Source organism: Trinickia terrae, assembly GCF_005144415.1.
Lineage (GTDB): Bacteria > Pseudomonadota > Gammaproteobacteria > Burkholderiales > Burkholderiaceae > Trinickia_A > Trinickia_A terrae.
The window spans coordinates 58,489-75,431 of sequence record NZ_SWJE01000024.1 but is presented as its reverse complement, the minus strand read 5'-3'; the positions used below and the strand labels follow the sequence as shown (position 1 = coordinate 75,431).

The 16,943-nt window shown below is 65.6% G+C and carries 14 protein-coding genes and 3 pseudogenes; 10 read left to right on the top strand and 7 right to left on the bottom strand.

The genetic code is table 11. The features are described 5' to 3' along the window. Positions 1-257 precede the first annotated feature (257 nt). The 4 genes from FAZ69_RS30850 to glnT are packed head-to-tail and all read right to left on the bottom strand — an operon-like array spanning position 258 to position 4,649. Entirely contained in the window at positions 258-1,619 is a 1,362-nt protein-coding gene (locus tag FAZ69_RS30850; RefSeq protein WP_136898881.1) for an FMN-binding glutamate synthase family protein, read from the bottom strand. A gap of 38 nt (positions 1,620-1,657) precedes the next feature. Continuing rightward, the gene (locus FAZ69_RS30845; protein ID WP_136898880.1) at positions 1,658-2,347 is read right to left on the bottom strand and encodes a GltB/FmdC/FwdC-like GXGXG domain-containing protein; all 690 of its coding nucleotides are present in this window, start codon (positions 2,345-2,347) and stop codon (positions 1,658-1,660) included. After that, a complete protein-coding gene (locus FAZ69_RS30840) occupies positions 2,335-3,243 on the bottom strand; it encodes a class II glutamine amidotransferase (RefSeq protein ID WP_136898879.1) in 909 nt (302 codons plus the stop codon). The genes FAZ69_RS30845 and FAZ69_RS30840 overlap by 13 nt, the downstream gene beginning before the upstream one ends. A gap of 11 nt (positions 3,244-3,254) precedes the next feature. Then, entirely contained in the window at positions 3,255-4,649 is a 1,395-nt protein-coding gene (gene glnT, locus FAZ69_RS30835; RefSeq protein WP_169708820.1) for a type III glutamate--ammonia ligase, read from the bottom strand. Between the two features lie 137 nt (positions 4,650-4,786). On the opposite strand from glnT, the gene FAZ69_RS30830 reads away from it, so the two are divergent. Beyond that, a complete protein-coding gene (locus tag FAZ69_RS30830; RefSeq protein WP_136898878.1) occupies positions 4,787-5,389 on the top strand; it encodes a helix-turn-helix domain-containing protein in 603 nt (200 codons plus the stop codon). Positions 5,390-5,605: 216 nt separating this feature from the next. On the opposite strand, the gene hutG is transcribed toward FAZ69_RS30830, so the two are convergent. Further along, positions 5,606-6,400, bottom strand: coding sequence for an N-formylglutamate deformylase (hutG, locus tag FAZ69_RS30825; RefSeq protein ID WP_136898877.1), 795 nt, complete (start codon positions 6,398-6,400; stop codon positions 5,606-5,608). 27 nt (positions 6,401-6,427) lie between these two features. Beyond that, a complete protein-coding gene (locus FAZ69_RS30820) occupies positions 6,428-7,393 on the bottom strand; it encodes a LysR family transcriptional regulator (RefSeq protein ID WP_136898876.1) in 966 nt (321 codons plus the stop codon). 155 nt (positions 7,394-7,548) lie between these two features. On the opposite strand from FAZ69_RS30820, the gene FAZ69_RS30815 reads away from it, so the two are divergent. From FAZ69_RS30815 to FAZ69_RS30775, 9 genes and pseudogenes are all read left to right on the top strand, one after another. Beyond that, positions 7,549-8,736, top strand: coding sequence for an NAD(P)/FAD-dependent oxidoreductase (locus FAZ69_RS30815; protein WP_136898875.1), 1,188 nt, complete (start codon positions 7,549-7,551; stop codon positions 8,734-8,736). Between the two features lie 98 nt (positions 8,737-8,834). Further along, positions 8,835-9,617, top strand: coding sequence for an electron transfer flavoprotein subunit beta/FixA family protein (locus tag FAZ69_RS30810; protein WP_136898874.1), 783 nt, complete (start codon positions 8,835-8,837; stop codon positions 9,615-9,617). Continuing rightward, positions 9,614-10,552: an electron transfer flavoprotein subunit alpha/FixB family protein gene (locus tag FAZ69_RS30805; protein WP_136898873.1), complete on the top strand. Its 939-nt coding sequence runs from the start codon at positions 9,614-9,616 to the stop codon at positions 10,550-10,552. Before FAZ69_RS30810 ends, FAZ69_RS30805 begins: the two co-directional genes overlap by 4 nt. Further along, positions 10,549-11,190, top strand: a complete 642-nt coding sequence (locus FAZ69_RS30800; protein WP_136898872.1) for a HutD/Ves family protein — start codon at positions 10,549-10,551, stop codon at positions 11,188-11,190. The genes FAZ69_RS30805 and FAZ69_RS30800 overlap by 4 nt, the downstream gene beginning before the upstream one ends. A gap of 3 nt (positions 11,191-11,193) precedes the next feature. After that, positions 11,194-12,138 (top strand): annotated as a pseudogene (locus FAZ69_RS30795) (NAD(P)/FAD-dependent oxidoreductase); the annotation flags it as partial. Between the two features lie 44 nt (positions 12,139-12,182). Continuing rightward, positions 12,183-12,650 (top strand): annotated as a pseudogene (locus FAZ69_RS30790) (NAD(P)/FAD-dependent oxidoreductase); the annotation flags it as partial. An 11-nt stretch (positions 12,651-12,661) separates the two neighbouring features. Further along, positions 12,662-13,453 (top strand): annotated as a pseudogene (locus FAZ69_RS30785) (electron transfer flavoprotein-ubiquinone oxidoreductase); the annotation flags it as partial. A gap of 176 nt (positions 13,454-13,629) precedes the next feature. After that, positions 13,630-14,604, top strand: a complete 975-nt coding sequence (locus FAZ69_RS30780) for a cysteine synthase A (RefSeq protein ID WP_136898871.1) — start codon at positions 13,630-13,632, stop codon at positions 14,602-14,604. 206 nt (positions 14,605-14,810) lie between these two features. Further along, entirely contained in the window at positions 14,811-15,299 is a 489-nt protein-coding gene (locus FAZ69_RS30775; RefSeq protein ID WP_136898870.1) for an aminoacyl-tRNA deacylase, read from the top strand. A 68-nt stretch (positions 15,300-15,367) separates the two neighbouring features. On the opposite strand, the gene FAZ69_RS30770 is transcribed toward FAZ69_RS30775, so the two are convergent. After that, positions 15,368-16,738: an MFS transporter gene (locus tag FAZ69_RS30770; protein ID WP_136898869.1), complete on the bottom strand. Its 1,371-nt coding sequence runs from the start codon at positions 16,736-16,738 to the stop codon at positions 15,368-15,370. Positions 16,739-16,943: the final 205 nt, after the last annotated feature.

Sequence of the window (16,943 nt, the reverse complement as noted above, 5' to 3'; positions counted from 1 at the left end):
GGCCGTCCGCCCAGGACGCGCTTTTGGTTACTTTTGGCAAGGACAAAAGTGACCCCGGTCCCGGGGAGGGACGGACTATACGGANNNNCAGTAGCCCCCAGAACGCTATCGCCAACAGCACTGCGTGCCTCCGGGACAGGCCGTCCGCCCAGGACGCGCTTTTGGTTACTTTTGGCAAGGACAAAAGTGACCCCGGTCCCGGGGAGGGACGGACTATACGGACCGCCGCGAATTCAAAGTTGCACGACAAACAAGCCTTATCTGCTCACCAGCCCCGGTATCCACGCCGTACCCGCGAGCGGCACACGCGCCATCGCCGCCGCTTCCACCGTCAGCGCCACGAGGTCTTCCGGCTCGAGGTGGTGCACGTTCTGCTTGCCGCAGGCGCGTGCGATCGTCGTCAGTTCCATGTTCAGCGTCTTCAAGTAGTTGCGTACCCGGCGTGAGCCTTCTTCCGGCTGCACACGTTGCTCGAGCACCGCGTCCTGCGTCGTCACGCCGACCGGGCACTTACCCGTATGACAGTGATGACAAAACCCCGGCGCGGTATTGAGCGCCGCATAGTCCGCGGCGGCCGGATGCAGCGCGCCATCCTTGAAATAGGTGTCGCTGTTGCAGCCAAGCGCCATCAGCACGCCCTGCCCGATCGCCACGGCATCGGCGCCGAGCGCGAGCGCCTTCGCCACGTCCGCCCCCGTGCGGATGCCGCCGGACACGATCAACTGCACCTGCCCCTTCATGTTCAAGTCCTCGAGCGCGTCGACGGCCTGCCGCACCGCGGCCAGCGTCGGAATGCCGACGTTCTCGATGAAGCACGTTTGCGTCGCCGCGGTGCCTCCTTGCATCCCGTCGATCACCACGACGTCCGCGCCCGCGTGCACCGCGAGCTTCACGTCGTTGAACGTGCGCGTCGCGCCGACCTTCACGTAGATCGGCTTTTCCCAATCGGTGATCTCGCGCAGCTCCTGGATCTTGATCGCGAGGTCGTCGGGACCGGTCCAGTCCGGATGACGGCTCGCCGAGCGCTGATCCACGCCCGCCGGCAGCGTGCGCATCGCGGCCACGCGCGGGTTCACCTTCTGTCCGAGCAGCATGCCGCCGCCGCCCGGCTTCGCGCCCTGGCCGATCACGACCTCGATCGCGTCGGCGCGGCGCACGTCGTCCGGGTTGAAGCCATAGCGCGACGGCAGGCACTGATAGACGAGCGTCTTCGACGAGCGGCGCTCCTCCTGCGTCATGCCGCCGTCGCCGGTCGTCGTCGAGGTGCCGGCCGCCGTCGCCGCGCGGCCCAACGCTTCCTTCACGTTCGCGGAGAGCGCGCCGAAGCTCATGCCGGCGATCGTGATCGGAATGTCGAGCACGACCGGTTTGCTTGCAAAACGCGTGCCAAGCACCGTCTTGGTGACGCACTTCTCGCGATAGCCCTCGAGCGGATAACGCGACAGCGACGCGCCCAGGAACAGCAGATCGTCGAAGTGCGGCACATGCCGCTTCGCGCCGAGGCCGCGGATTTCATAGAGACCGCGCTGCGCGGCCGTGTGGATGTAGTCGATCGTCTTGCGGTCGTAGCCTTGCGACTCTTCCTGCTGCAAGCGGGCGAAATGAACGGGCTTTTCCATGGGGACGTTCTCGAAAATCGGGGTGTTCAACGGGGTGTTCAATATTCCTGGTCGGCGTCGGCGTTCCAGTGATAAAGCGTGCGGGCCGAAGCGATGCGCTTGAATGCACGCGGATCGTGCGCGAGCCCCGCCGCGTCGAGCAGCGCGGCGACGGCCGACACGTCCGCATCGGTCATCGGCTCGAACTGCGCGTCCGCCCCGAGCGATTTCACTTCGCCCTTCACGTACAGCACCGCTTCATAGAGCGAGTCGCCGAGCGCATCGCCCGCGTCGCCGCAGATCACCATGCGGCCCGCCTGCGCCATGAACGCCGAGAAGCTGCCCACCGAGCCGCCGACGACGATGTCGCCGCCTTTGAGCGAAATCCCGCAGCGCAGGCCCGCGTCGCCTTCGATGACGAGCAGTCCGCCGTGTGCCGACGCGCCCGCGCCGTTCGACGCGAAGCCCTTCACGTGCACCTTGCCGCTCATCATGTTTTCGGCCACGCCGGTGCCCGCGCTGCCTTCGATGACGATGGTCGCGTGCTTGTTCATGCCGCCCGCGTAGTAGCCGGCGTGGCCCTCGATCGTGATCGCGACGTCGGCATCGACGCCGACGGCGATGTTGTGCGCGCCGTTGGGCGAGCTCACCGTGATCCGCTGCCCGTTCAGCTCGGCAGCAGCGCCGTGCAGGTACTGGTTCACTTCCCTGACCGGCGTGCGCTCAAGGTCGAATGTCACGCTTTCCATACATACATCTCCTCGGGTGCGGGTTCGAAGACCTTCGCGTTCTTGATGTCGGGCAGATGCGCGAGCGAACGGAACTCCGACGCGATCGCCACGTACTCGTCGTTCTCCGCGACCACGGCGGGCTTGCAGGCGAACGGATCGCGGATCAGCGCGAGCTCGGTCGTCGTGCCCATCAGGAAGGTGTAGAAGCCGTCGAGTTCTTCGAAGCCCTTCTGCAACGCGTCCGGCAACGTGTCGCCTTCGCGCAGGCGCCATTCGAGAAAGCGGCACGCGGCTTCGGTGTCGTTGTCGGTATCGAAGTGAATCCCCTCGGGTTCCAGCTTGCGGCGCACGCCATGCGCATTCGACAGCGAGCCGTTATGGACGAGACAGAAGTCCTCGCCCGCCGTGAACGGATGCGCGCGATCGGGCGTGACCGCCGATTCCGTCGCCATCCGCGTGTGGCCGACCAGATGCGAGCCCTTCAGGTTCGCGAAGCCGTAGCGCTGCGCGATCTGCGCGGGCAAGCCGATGTCCTTGTACAGGTCGATCGAGCGGCCCGCCGACAGCAGATAGAGCTTCGGATAGTGCTCGCGCAACCAGCTTTTCACGTTCTCGACACTGCCTTGCAGTGTCAGCACGGCATGGTTGCCTTTCGCTTCGATGCGCGCCGTGACGTCCATCGCGGCGTTCAGCGCGTCGAGCAGCTCTGCCCAAGCAAAGCGCTCGCCCGCTTCGGTGAAGCCCGAGTAGAGGCTGAGCTTGCGCTGGTGAGCATCGACGGCCTTGCCGAACACGGCGAGCCCGGCCGAGTCCGGGCCGCGCTCGGTCATGCCGATCAGCATCGGCACCATCAGCTCGCCGAGCCGTTCGCGTAGTGCCGGCGTCTTCACCAGCAGACCTACGATTCCGCACATATTGCGTCTCCTTAGAAAAATTCGAGGTAGCTCTTCAGTTCCCAATCCGATACGTGGCGCATGTATTCGAGCCATTCCATGCGCTTCAGCTTGAGGAATTCGTCCGCGACGGGGCCGAGCGCATCGCAGATCAAGCGGTCGGCTTCGAGCGCGTCGAGCGCCTGCTCGAGGTTCTGCGGCAGCACGCCGATCTGGTGCTCCCGCAACTGCTGCGGCGTCCAGTCGTAGAGGTTTTCGTTGGCGGGCTCGCCCGGCGACAGCTCGCGCTCGACGCCGTCGAGCCCGGCCGCGATCACGGCCGCCGTCGCCAGATACGGATTGCACGAGCCGTCCGGCAGGCGCAGCTCGATGCGCTCGCCCGGCATGCGCACCATCGTCGAACGGTTGTTGTCGCCGTAGCTGATATAGGCGGGCGCCCACGTCGCGCCGGTCAGAGAGCGGCCCACCACGAGCCGCTTGTACGAGTTGACGGTCGGGTTGCAGAGCGCCGCCAGCGCCGGTGCGTGGGCGAGCAGGCCGGCCGTGAACTGGTAGCCGAGCTTCGAGAGGCCCATGCCGAGCGGATCGTTTTTGTCGGCGAACAGGTTGCGCTCGCCGTCGCCGATCGACATGTGCATGTGCATCCCGTTGCCGGGACGATTGGCGAAAGGCTTCGCCATGAACGAGCAGATCATGCCGAGCTCGTTCGCGATTTCGGACGCGGCCATCTTGAAGAACACGTAGTGGTCGCACGAGGTCAGGCAATCCGTGTACGTGTAGTTGATCTCGAACTGGCCGTTCGCGTCTTCGTGGTCGATCTGATAGACGTCGATGCCCACCGCGCGCATCGATTCGGTCAGCTTTTCCAAGAACACGCGCGTGCGCGACAGGCCCTTGTAGTCGTAGCACGGCTTCGCGAGCGTGTCGCTCGGGTCGCACGGCTCGAGCATGCCCGACGCCGAACGGCGCAGCAGCGAGAACTCCGGCTCGAGCCCCGTGTAGAGCGTCCAGCCGCGCCCGGTCATCCGCGCGACCTGCTTCTTCAGCGTCACGCGCGAATCGAATGCCCACGGCTGGCCGTCGACGTGGCCATCGCACGCGATGCGGGCGAGGCCCGGTTGCCACGGCACCGGCGTCAGCGTCGACAAATCGCCGACGGCCATGAAGTCCGGCCCGTTCGGCTCGATGCCGACGCCCCAGATCGCGAAACCGGCAAAGCCCGCGCCCGCCGTCAGCACGCTCTTCAAATGCGCGACCGGCACGGACTTCGCCTTCGCCACGCCGTGAATGTCGACGAACTGCGCCAACACATATTTCACGCCCCGCTGTGTGAGCCAGGCCTGCGCGTCTTCCGCCGTGTCGAAGCGCGGAACGCTTCCGAGCTCGTCGACGGTGACCGGCAGCTTGCTCGCATCGTTCAGGTTCATTGCCACTCCTTGCAACAATTTATTGACATGCAAAAATATTTCTCACCAGGAAACCTTTTGAGCGCAAGCGTTCCCGCTCCCAAGGCTGGCAAACCATCGCGATCTGCTAACCTTGCTTCCTTTCTCCGAGGCCATCCATGCAAAACGAGGACGACGGCAAATCACCGCTCGAACGCTATCTCGGCACGACGATCCGCGAGCTGCGCCAGTCTCACGGGCTGACCATCGCGCAGGTCGCCGAGCAGGCCGGCATCAGCCGCGGGATGCTCTCGAAGATCGAGAACGCGCAAACCTCGACCGGGCTCGACGTGCTCAACCGCATCGCCATGGCGCTCGGCGTCTCGATGTCGACGCTCTTTCGCAACTTCGACGTCCCGCAAGGCGGCGCCCAGCTGGTCAAGAAAGGCGCCGGCATGGAGGTCGTCCGCAAAGGCACGCAGCGCGGCCACACCTACCATCTGCTTGCATACGACCAGGGCCCGCGCAAGCTCTTCGAGCCGTTCCTCATCACGATGGACGACGAGTCGGAACGCTTCCCCGTCTTCCAGCACTCGGGTACCGAGTTCATCCACATGCTCAAGGGCGTGATCGAGTACCGTCACGGCCAGCAGACCTACATCCTGCATCCCGGCGATACGCTCACGTTTCGAGGCGACGTCCCGCACGGCCCCGAGCGCCTGATCAAGACGCCGATCCAGTTCCTGTCGATCTTCGTCTATCCCCAGCCTGCCGCCGAGTGAGCGTCCTCGCTCCGGACACCTGTCATGCAACGTCCGTGCCATGTTTATCAATGAGAATCAAAAGTTCCTGCCAATAAACATCGACGGCACACTGCGGTCTTTCCAAATCACCCTGCCTCTCCTGCCTCTGCTTGCCCGCGGTGCGGCCCGATCGTGAATGCGGTGCACGGGCGCACTGAAACGGCAACGCGGGTTACGACGTTGCATCAGCCCGGCTTATAAAGCCGTCAAGGCGTGCAGCACGCCTTCGAGCATCCGGCGCAACACCGGCTGCACGAGCGCCGCGCGCGCCTCGTCATACGCGAACGGAGAGCGCTCGCTCATGTAGATCGACTGGCACATCTCGAGCTGAATCGCGTGAACGCCGTTGCCCGGCGAGCCGAAATGACGCGTGATATAGCCGCCCTTGAAGCGCCCGTTCGCGACCCAGGTGAACGGGCTGTCCGCCGCGGCGGCAACGGCTGCCGTCTGCAAGGCGGGCGCGGCCGTGCGGCCGTCCTGCGTGCCGAGGTTCAGGTCCGGCAGCTTGCCGTCGAACAGGCGCGGCAGCACGCTCGCAATCGAATGCGCCTCCCACAGCAGCACGTGCGCGTGACGTTCGCGCAGACGCATCAGCTCGGCATGCAGCCGGTCGTGGTAGGGCTGCCAGTAGTGCGTCACGCGCCGCTGCTTTTCCTGCGCATCAGGCTCGCAGCCGGCGCGGTACACCGGTTCGCCGCGAAACGTTTCGGCTGGACACAGGCCCGTCGTGGTCTGCCCCGGATACAGGCTCTCGTCGTTCGGCGGCCGGTTCAGGTCGACCACATAGCGCGACAGCTTCGCGCCGAGCACGGTCGCCCCCAATTCCGAGGCGAAATCGTAGAGACGATCCAGATGCCAGTCGGTATCGGCGACGGTCAGCGCCTGATTCGTGTAGAGCGGCCGCAACTCCGGCGGAATCCGGCTGCCCAGATGCGGAATCGAAATCAGCAGCGGCGCCTCGCCGCGTTGCAGGGTGTACAGATCTTCCATCGGCGGTCTCCTTGAATAACGGTGCGGTCAGCGCAATGCATCCTCGGGAAGCTGCGGCAACGCGCGAGCCAGCGCCGGCTGGATCGAGCGATCGATGACCGTCCGCGTCAACGTGACGATCTCGCTCGCGAAGTCGTCCCACTCGCCCTGCCGGTGCAGCAGGAAGAAATCGCGCCGTCCGAGCCGCCCGGACGGCAGCGGCAGTACGGCGATGTCGCCGAGATAGTGCCGCGCCTGCCACAGGCACAACGGCGTCGAGATCGCGAAGCCCAAACGGGCCGCCACGAGGCTCAGCAGCGGATCGGTCGCATCGAACTCGTAGCGGCGCGGGCTGTCGATGCCGAGATGCCGCGCGAAGCGCTCCACCTGCTGGCCGATCACCGAGCGCGCCGTGTAGCGGATCAGCGGCAGCTCCTTGTCGAGCGTGCGCCAGTCGATCTGCGGGCGGCCGGCGATATGGCTGCGCGCGACGACGGCCACGAACGCCTCGGAAAAGAGCGGGATTTCGACGATGCGCGCGTCGTTGAGCGTCGTCTGCGTGCAGACGGCGATATCGAGCTCCCGGTCGTGCAGTTGCTTCGCCAGCCCCGGCGTGAGTCCCGACCACAGCGAGATCTGCCGCGCCGAATTCGACACCGCGCGAATCAGCTCCGGCCCGACCGTCGCCGCGAACGAATCGACGCAACCGAGCCGCACCGGCAGCGTGCCCGCGTGCGACGCGTCGCCGATCCGCGTGCTCACCATCTGCGCGTGCTCGATCAGCGGCCCCGCGAGTTCCAGCAATGCGCGTCCGGCGATATTCGGCCGCGGCGGGCGGCTCTCGCGGTCGAACAGCGTCATGCCCTGATCGCGCTCGAGCGCCGACACCGCCTGACTGATCGCGCTCTGGCTCACGCCGAGCTGCTTCGCCGCGCCCGTCATCGAGCCCGTTTCGCACACGGCGACGAAAGCCTGCAGCGCGCGCAGATCGATTGGCGTTTGGGTTCGTCTCATCGTGCGTGACTCCAATTTGTCGGATGCTGCACGCCCAAAATCCGCCCGTGCTCACGATGAGCGTTTTCGGGCGCGCGTCATAAGTTTGCCTAATACAAAATTGCCTCGCGTTTCGGCTTCCTAGAATCCGCTCCATCGCCTTATCAGGGATTCCCATGAGCCACTATGACTTCATCGTGATCGGCGCCGGCGTGATCGGCGCATCGGTCGCGCACCATCTCGCCGCGTCCGGCGCGAAGAGCGTGCTGGTCCTGGAGCGCGGCACGATCGGCGCGGGCACGACGTCGCAATCGTCGGGCCTGCTGCGCACGCATTACTCGGTTCGTCAGAACGTCGAGCTGGCGCGCTCGTCGTGGTGGGCCTTCAACAACTTTGCCGAGTACGTCGGCGACGACGAAGCATCGTGCGGGCTCGTCAAATGCGGCTACATGATCTGCGCGCCGGAAGGCGACAAGCTCGAACCGCTGCGCGCGTCGCTCACCGCCCAGCAGGAGATGGGCATCGAGGTACGCCTGCTGAACCGCGGCGAAGCGCGCGAGCGCCTGCCGATCGCACAGTTCGACGACGCGGCGCTGATCGGCTTCGAGCCCGAGGCCGGCTTCGCCGACGCCTATCTCGTCGCGACCAGCTTCGCGAAGTCCGCGCGCCGCCGCGGCGTGAAGATCATGGAAGGCACGACGGTGACCGGCGTGATCCGCGAGGGACGGCGCGTGACAGGCGTCGAGACGAGCGCGGGCCGCTTCAGCTGCGGCACGCTCATCAGCACGCAAAACATCTGGACGCCGGAACTGGCTGGCTGGATCGGCGTGCCGCTGCCAGTGAAGCCCGAGCGCCATACGGTGCTCGCCCTCGAATGCGACACGGGCGCGTACACGTTCGGCATGCCCGCGTTCAAGGATCTCGGTTCGCCCGGCATGCTGTATTTCCGCAGCTACGGCGGCAGCCAGATGCTCGTGTCCGAAGGCGTGGTCGGCGAAACGCTCAATGCGCCGGAGACGGAACAGGGCGATATCTCTCTCGACTATGTCGCCGAAGTCGGCGCCCAGGTTGCCGAGCGTTTCCCCGCCTACGAGACGGCGGGGCTCGCGTCGTCGTGGACGGGCGTCTACGACGTGACGCCCGACTGGAACCCGGTGCTCGGCGGCGCCGGCGATGTCGAAGGGCTCGTCGTCGGGTTCGGGTTCTCCGGGCACGGCTTCAAGCTCTCGCCCGGCATCGGCAAGCTGCTCGCGCAGCATGCGCTCGGCCAGCCGACCGACGTGTCGCTCGCGCCGTACGCCCTCGACCGCTTCTCGACGGGCGCGCTGCTCGTCGGCAAGTACGGGTCGGGCGCGGTGTCCTGACCCGTGGAGACGAAATGAACTACCCCCACGCTCACTATCGTTCGCTGCCCCCCCGAGGGGGCGGTTGCCTCCCTCGGGGCGGCCCAGCGGGAGGCAACATGCCCCTCAACATCCTGGTTCCCGTCAAACGCGTCGTCGATCCGAACGTGCGCGTGCGAGTCGGCGCCAACGGCGCGATCGACACGAACGGCCTGAAGATGTCCCTCAATCCTTTCGACGAGTGTGCGCTGGAAAAGGCGTTGCAACTGCGGGAGGCAGGGCACGCCTCGCAGGTGACCGTCATCACCTGCGGACAGGCCAATAGTCAGGACGTGCTGCGCACGGCGCTCGCGATGGGCGCCGACAACGCGGTCCTGCTCGACACGGGCGCCGCCACCGCAACACTGGACTCGCTCGCTGTCGCACGCCTGCTGCGCGCGTATCTGTCGGCGCACGACGCATTCGGCCTCGTGCTCTGCGGCAAGCAGGCCATCGACGGCGACACGGGCGGCGTCGCCGCGATGCTCGCCGGCCTGCTCGGCTGGCCGCAGGCGCTCGACGCGAGCGCCATCGAAACCAATGGCTCCGGCTGGCGCGTGACCTGCGGCGACGACTCGGGCACGGCGGCCTGGCAGCTCGACGGCGCGGCCGTCGTCAGCGCGGACCTGCGCCTCGCGGAGCCCCGGCGCGTGACGTTGCCGAGCATCGTGAAGGCCAAGCAGAAACCGCTGGCGACGATCGATGCCGCCACACTCGGCGTCGAGCTCGCGCCGCAAAGCCGGATTGTCGAGCTGCGTGAGCCGCCCGCGCGGCAGGCGGGCGTCAAGGTCGCGGATACCGCCGCGCTGCTCGACGCGCTCGCGGCGCATCGTGTGTTCGAACCCGCAGGAGCCGTCGCATGAGAACCCTGGTACTGGCCGAATCGGATCACGGCGCGATCGGCGACGCCACGCTGCGCGTGATCGGCGCAGTCTCGCAGCGCGGCGCGCCTCTCGACGTGCTCGCGCTCGATGCCAAGACTGCGAACGCGGCTGCGCAGATCCGCGGCGTGGAGCGCGTGCTGAGCGGCAGCTTCGACAGCATGGAGACGCCGGCGCCGGAAACGCTCGCCGCGCAGTTGCACGCGGTCTGCGGCAGCTATTCGCTGATCGCCGCCGCTCACCGGCCGCTGGCTCGCGGCGCGTTTCCGCGCGCGGCCGCGCTGACCGGGAGCGCGTTCCTGGCGGACGTAACCGGCCTCGCGAACGACGGCCGCTTCGTGCGCGGCCTCTATGCGGGCAGCGTGCTCGCGACCGTGGCAAGCGAAAGCGCGCTCACGTTTGCGACGTTTCGCGCGTCGTCGTTTGCGACTGTCGAGCGTGAAGGCGGCAGCGCGTCCATCGTTACGCTCGATGCGCTACCTGCGTTCGAAAGAACGAAGCTCGTGGAACGCCAGGCGACGCAGCAGGCAGGCCACGACTTGTCGACTGCGCGCATCGTCGTGGCGGGCGGCCGCGGCCTTGCGTCGAAAGAGAACATGGCGCGGCTTGGCGCGCTAGCTGAGCGTGTCGGCGCGGCGTTGGGCGCGTCGCGCGCCGCCGTCGATGCCGGCTATGCGCCCAACGCCGCGCAAGTCGGACAGACCGGCAAAACGGTCGCGCCCGACGTCTATCTTGCGTTCGGCATCTCCGGCGCGATTCAGCATCTGGCGGGGATGAAGGACTCGAAGGTCATCGTCGCCGTCAACAAGGACCCGGACGCGCCGATCTTTTCCGTCGCGGACGTCGGGCTCGTCGGCGATCTGTTCGAGACGATGCGCGAGCTGGAAGCGCACATGGGCGCACGGAGCGCGTCATGACGGGCGTGATGCATATGGATCGGCATGGCGCGCTGGCCGGCGCGGCAAAGCCGCCGTCGCAGCAATCGATTCATTTCTTCGACTGCGCGCAGCTCGTGCCCGAAGCGTGGGCAAACGGCGGCGGCTCTACGCGCACCATCGCAAAACGCGCCGCCGGCGACGGCGGCATCGAGTGGCGTGTCAGCCTCGCCACCCTGAACGGGCCGGCAAAGTTCTCGCAGTTTCCGGGGGTCGATCGCACGTTGCTGCTGCTCGACGAAGGCGCGGTCGATCTGCATTCGCAGGATGGCGCGTGGTTCGCGCGCCCGGGACAGCCCGTGCAGTTCCCCGGCGATCTGCTGATATGGGCAAGCGTGCCCGCCCGGCCCGTCGGCGTGCTCAACGTGATGACGCGACGGGGCGCCTGGCAGGCCAGCGTCGATATGGCGTCGGACTCGCTGCGGATCTCGGCGGCTTCGACCCATCTTGTCTTGTGCGTCGCCGGGCAATGGAGCGTAGCGGGCGCGCTGTTCAACGGCGTGTCGCTCGAGCCGATGACGGGCATCTGGATCGACGGACGGCGTGAGGAAATCGACTTGCACGCGGTGGGGCCAGGCGCACGTCTCGTTTCTATCGCAATCGATCCGGTGGAGCGTTGAACGATGCAAGACGCCACGTTGATCCAGCAATACGGCCCGCGCGAGTCGATGGAGTACGACGTCGTGATCGTCGGCGGCGGCCCCGCGGGGCTCTCGGCGGCGATCCGGTTGAAGCAGCTGGCGGCCGAACACGGCGCCGAGATCGGCGTCTGCGTGCTCGAAAAGGGCTCGGAGATCGGCGCGCATATTCTGTCGGGCGCGGTGATGGACCCGCGAGCGCTGAATGAGCTGATTCCCGACTGGAAGGAAAAGGGCGCGCCTTTGAACGTCGAAGTGACCGAGGACCGCTTCCTCTTTCTCACCGAGACAGGCGCCGTCAAGACCCCGAACTGGGCGCTGCCGGACAACTTCAAGAACCACGGCAACTACGTGATCAGCCTCGCCAACGTCACGCGCTGGCTGGGACAGCAGGCCGAAGCCTTGGGCGTCGAGATCTTTCCGGGCTTTCCGGCTGCCGAGGTTTTGTATAACGACGACGGCTCGGTGAAAGGCGTCGTCACCGGCAACCTGGGCGTTGGCCGCGACGGCGAGCCCACCGAGAACTTCCAGCTCGGCATGGAGCTGCACGCCAAATACACGCTCTTCTGCGAAGGCTGCCGCGGGCACCTGGGCCGCCAGCTCAACGAGACCTTCAAGCTCAATAAGGACGCCGACCCGCAGGTCTACGGCATCGGCATCAAGGAGCTGTGGGAGGTCGATCCGGCCAAGCACCAGCCGGGCCTCGTGATCCACACCGCCGGCTGGCCGCTGGAGCAGGACACCTACGGCGGCTCGTTCCTCTACCACATCGACAACAACCAGGTGATGGTCGGCTTCGTGGTGGGCCTGGGCTACACCAATCCGTATCTGTCGCCGTTCGAGGAGTTCCAGCGCTACAAGACGCATCCCGAGATCCGCAAGGTGCTCGAAGGCGGCAAGCGCGTCTCGTACGGCGCGCGGGCGATCACGGCGGGCGGGCTGNCAATAAGGACGCCGACCCGCAGGTCTACGGCATCGGCATCAAGGAGCTGTGGGAGATCGATCCGGCCAAGCACCAGCCGGGGCTCGTGATCCACACCGCCGGCTGGCCGCTGGAGAAGGACACCTACGGCGGCTCGTTCCTCTATCACATCGACAACAACCAGGTGATGGTCGGCTTCGTGGTCGGCCTGGGCTACACGAATCCGTATCTGTCGCCGTTCGAGGAGTTCCAGCGCTACAAGACGCATCCCGAGATCCGCAAGGTGCTCGAAGACGGCAAGCGCGTCTCGTACGGCGCGCGGGCGATCACGGCGGGCGGGCTGATGTCGCTGCCGAAGTTGGTGTTTCCGGGCGGCGCGCTGGTGGGCGACGACGCGGGCTTCCTGAACGCCTCGCGCATCAAGGGCTCGCACGCGGCGATCAAGACCGGCATGCTGGCGGCCGAAGCGGCGTTCGAGGCGGTGCAGGCGGGCCGCCAGGGCGATGAGCTCGCCGCCTATCCGGCGTCNATCCCGAGATCCGCAAGGTGCTCGAAGGCGGCAAGCGCGTCTCGTACGGCGCGCGGGCGATCACGGCGGGCGGGCTGATGTCGCTGCCGAAGTTGGTGTTCCCGGGCGGCGCGCTGGTGGGCGACGACGCGGGCTTCCTGAACGCCTCGCGCATCAAGGGCAGCCATGCGGCGATCAAGACCGGCATGCTGGCGGCCGAAGCGGCGTTCGAGGCGGTGCAGGCGGGCCGCCAGGGCGATGAGCTCGCCGCCTATCCGGCGTCGTTCAAGACTTCGTGGCTTTACAGCGAGCTCCACCGCGCGCGCAACTTCAAGCAGTGGATGAGCAAGGGCCTGTACCTGGGCACGCTGATGGTGGGCATCGAGCAGAAGCTGTTGGGCGGCAACGTGCCGTGGACGCTGCACCACCAGCACTGGGACCACGAGATGCTCAAGCCCGCCTCGCAATGCAAGCCGATCGCGTATCCGAAGCCGGATGGCAAGCTGACGTTCGACCGTTTGTCCTCGGTGTTCATCTCGAACACGAACCACGAGGAGAACCAGCCGGCGCATCTGACGTTGAAGGACGCGTCAGTGCCGGTGAACGTGAACCTGCGCACCTATGCGGGGCCGGAGGGGCGCTTCTGCCCGGCGGCGGTCTACGAGTTCGTGAAGCACGACGACGGCAGCGACCGCCTGCAAATCAACGCGCAGAACTGCGTGCACTGCAAGACCTGCGATATCAAGGACCCGACGCAGAACATCGTATGGGTCACGCCCGAAGGCGGCGGCGGGCCGAATTATCCGGGCATGTGACGCAATGATGGAAATCGGCCGATGCCATCGTGAAACTTCAAACGGCCTTGGCAGGCGCCCCGGAATTGCACCATTGAGTCTTTGAATTCGGCTCCTTCATTCAGGGGCTTCGTCTCGTCTATCTTTTCAGTATGGCGGCAGCTTTTCGCCAATCACGTGAAAAGCAGGAGGCGATCATGGGCATCAAGCAGGGTTTTGTCGGCTGCGTCGGCGACACTCCGCTCATCAGGCTCGCAGCGCTCAGCAACGAGACCGGCTGCGAGATTCTCGGCAAAGCGGAGTTCATGAACCCGGGCGGCTCGGTGAAAGACCGAGCCGCGCTTTACATCATTCAGGATGCCGAGCGGCGCGGCGTGCTCAAGCCAGGCGGCACCGTGGTGGAGGGCACCGCGGGCAACACGGGCATCGGCCTCGCACATATCTGCGCGGCTCGCGGCTATCGCTGCGTGATCGTGATTCCGGATACGCAATCGCCGGCCAAGATGGAGCTGTTGCGTCTTCTCGGCGCCGAGGTGCGGCCGGTGCCGGCGGCCCCGTACAAAGATCCGAACAATTACCAGAAGATCGCCGGGCGTCTCGCGCAGGAGCTGGACAACGCGATCTGGGCCAACCAGTTCGACAACCTCGTCAACCGGCAAGCTCACTACGAGACCACGGGTCCTGAAATCTGGCGCGACACCGCGGGCACGGTCGATGCTTTTGTCTGCTCTACAGGCACGGGCGGCTCGCTGGCCGGCGTGAGCCGCTTTCTGAAGGAAAAGAACTCCGAGGTGCGGACCGTCCTCGCCGATCCGCATGGCAGCGGGCTCTACAGCTACGTGAAAACGGGCGAAATCAAGGCGGAAGGTAACTCGATCACGGAGGGTATCGGCTCCAGCCGCATTACGGCCAACCTCGAAGGGACGCCGATCGACGACGCTTGCCGCATCGACGACCAGTCATGCGTCACGATGGTGTACCGGCTGCTGCGCGAAGAAGGGCTCTATGTCGGCGGCTCGACGGGCATCAACGTGGCGGCGGCCGTTTGGCTCGCCCGGCAGATGGGACCGGGTCATACGATCGTGACGCTGCTGTGCGATCGCGGCGAACTGTATCGCGCGCGTCTTTTCAATCCGGATTGGCTGAAGGAAAAGGGGCTGGCCGCAGCCTGAGCGGCAACGAGGCGGGACTCGCGCCGATCTTCACATGCGTATCGCGCGCAAGCGAACTATTCTGAAAGATCAGCCTGGGGTTTTCTTCAGGCCTTTATCGACCGCTGCGGGCTTGGAGTAGGTGCTGAAGCACCAACTCCAAGCAACCGCAGCATGGGATCAGAGTAGGCGCTAAAGCGCCAACTCTGATCGACAGGAGGTGTGTCATGTCCATGTCCGCAACCCTCCAGGACTGCCTGCGCAACAAGGGCTCCCGGTACGAAATCCTGCGTCACCCTTATAGCCATTCCAGCATCGAAACCGCCGCGGCGGCCCACATCCCGGGCGATCGTCTCGCGAAGACCGTGCTCTTCGAAGACGAGCACGGCTATCTTGCCGCCGTGCTGCCGTCGACCTACGCCGTGAGGCTGTCCGAGCTGTGGTCGAAGACGGGACGCCGGCTCGCGCTCGCGAAGGAAGTCGATCTGCGGGAACTGTTCAAGGACTGCGAATATGGTGCGCTGCCGCCGCCTGTGTGCACCGCCTATGGCATGCAAACCTATCTCGACGAAAGCCTCACCCACCAGCCGGATGTCTACTTCGAGGCCGGCGATCACGAGGAGCTGGTTCACATGGACGCCGATCAGTTTCTGGCGTTGATGGATCAGGCCGAGCACGCCCGCTTTGGAAGGCGGATGCAGGGCATGTCGGTTTGAATGGGAGCACGGGTCCGGCGAGCCGCTGCTTCCGGTGTATCGCCGGAAGCAGCGGCAAGCATGATCGATCATGCGGCGGGGGTCGGGTGTCCGTGGTTCCCCAGCGTTCGCGCGTCATCGTATTCCTGCGAGATGTCCTGGTTGGTGTGATCGCCGAGCAGCGCGGCGGCGATCAGGCTGAGCACCGCGCACGCCAGAACATAGACCGCGATTGCATAGCCCGAGTGGTAGTAAGCAAATAGCGCGGTTGCGATCAGCGGCGCAGGACCGCCCGCGATGACCGATGCCAGCTGGTAGCCCAGGGAGGCGCCGCTGTAACGCAGGCGTCCAGTGAAGGACTCGGCGATCAAAGCGGCCTGCGGACCGTACAGCATCGCATGCGGAACCAGCGAGAGCACGATGGCCGCGAAGATCAACGCCGGCGCCTTGGTATCGACCATCGCGAAGTAGACGAAGCCGAATATGCCGACGGCGATGGAACCGATCAAATACATCCGCCGCCGCCCGATCAGATCGGACACGTGGCCAAAGAGCGGGATGGTGAAGAACTCCAGCACTGAAGCGGCCATCACCGCCATCAGCAGCATGTCGCGTGTCGCGCCCAGTGTCCTGACGCCATAGGTGAAGACGAAGGCCGTGTAAATGTAGAAGGGCGCCTGCTCGGCCATGCGGGCAAAGGCCGAGAGAAGGATGTCTTTCGGTTGGCGGCGCAATACTTCGAGCGTGGGCGCTTTCTCGATCCTGTGCTCGGCGAGAAGCCGCGCAAATAGCGGCGTTTCGAGAATATTCAAGCGGATGTAGAGGCCGACCGCGACCAGCACGATGCTCAGGAAGAACGGGACGCGCCAGCCCCACGCGAGGAAACCGTTGCCTGAGATCTGGCTCATGGCCAGCACGGCCAGGTTGGCCAGGAACAGTCCCGCCGGCACGCCGAACTGCGGCCAGGAGGCGACGAAGCCCCGATGCGCGTTGGTGCGCGCCCATTCCATCGACATCAAGACCGAGCCGCCCCATTCGCCGCCTACGCCTACACCCTGGATGAAGCGCAGCGCCGTGAGCAAGACGGCGCCCCAGATGCCGATCGTCGCATAGGCGGGGACGAAGCCGACGGCGAAGGTGGCGAGTCCCATCAGCAACAGCGTCACGATCAGTGTGGCTTTGCGTCCGATGCGATCGCCGTAGTGGCCGAAAATGGCCGCTCCGACCGGTCGCGCCACAAAGCCGACGGCGTAGATCAGAAACGCCTGCAATGTGCCGACGAGCGGGTTCGACTCGGGAAAATACAGCTTCGCGAAGACCAGGCCGGTCACGATGCTGTAGAGGAAGAAGTCATACCATTCGATCGTAGTACCAATCGTGCTGGCAAGAACGGCGCGGCGCAATTGGCGCCGGGCGTCCTCATCGGAGAGGGGCATCGCCCCTGATGGCGCGGAGGTCATTTGATATCCCTCCAGAAAAGGGACATACATGAACAGACACGTTGCGCCATGGGAGGTTCCTGCGATGGCGCCCGGTGCGACCGGCGGGAGCGCTTCACGATCGCCGGTGCGTCCAACGAATGAAGAATGGCAAGTCGCGTTCCCGGGTATCTCCGTCCCGGATTCGGCCGAGACAACCCATCCGGCCCCAAGCCGGTTGTTCACT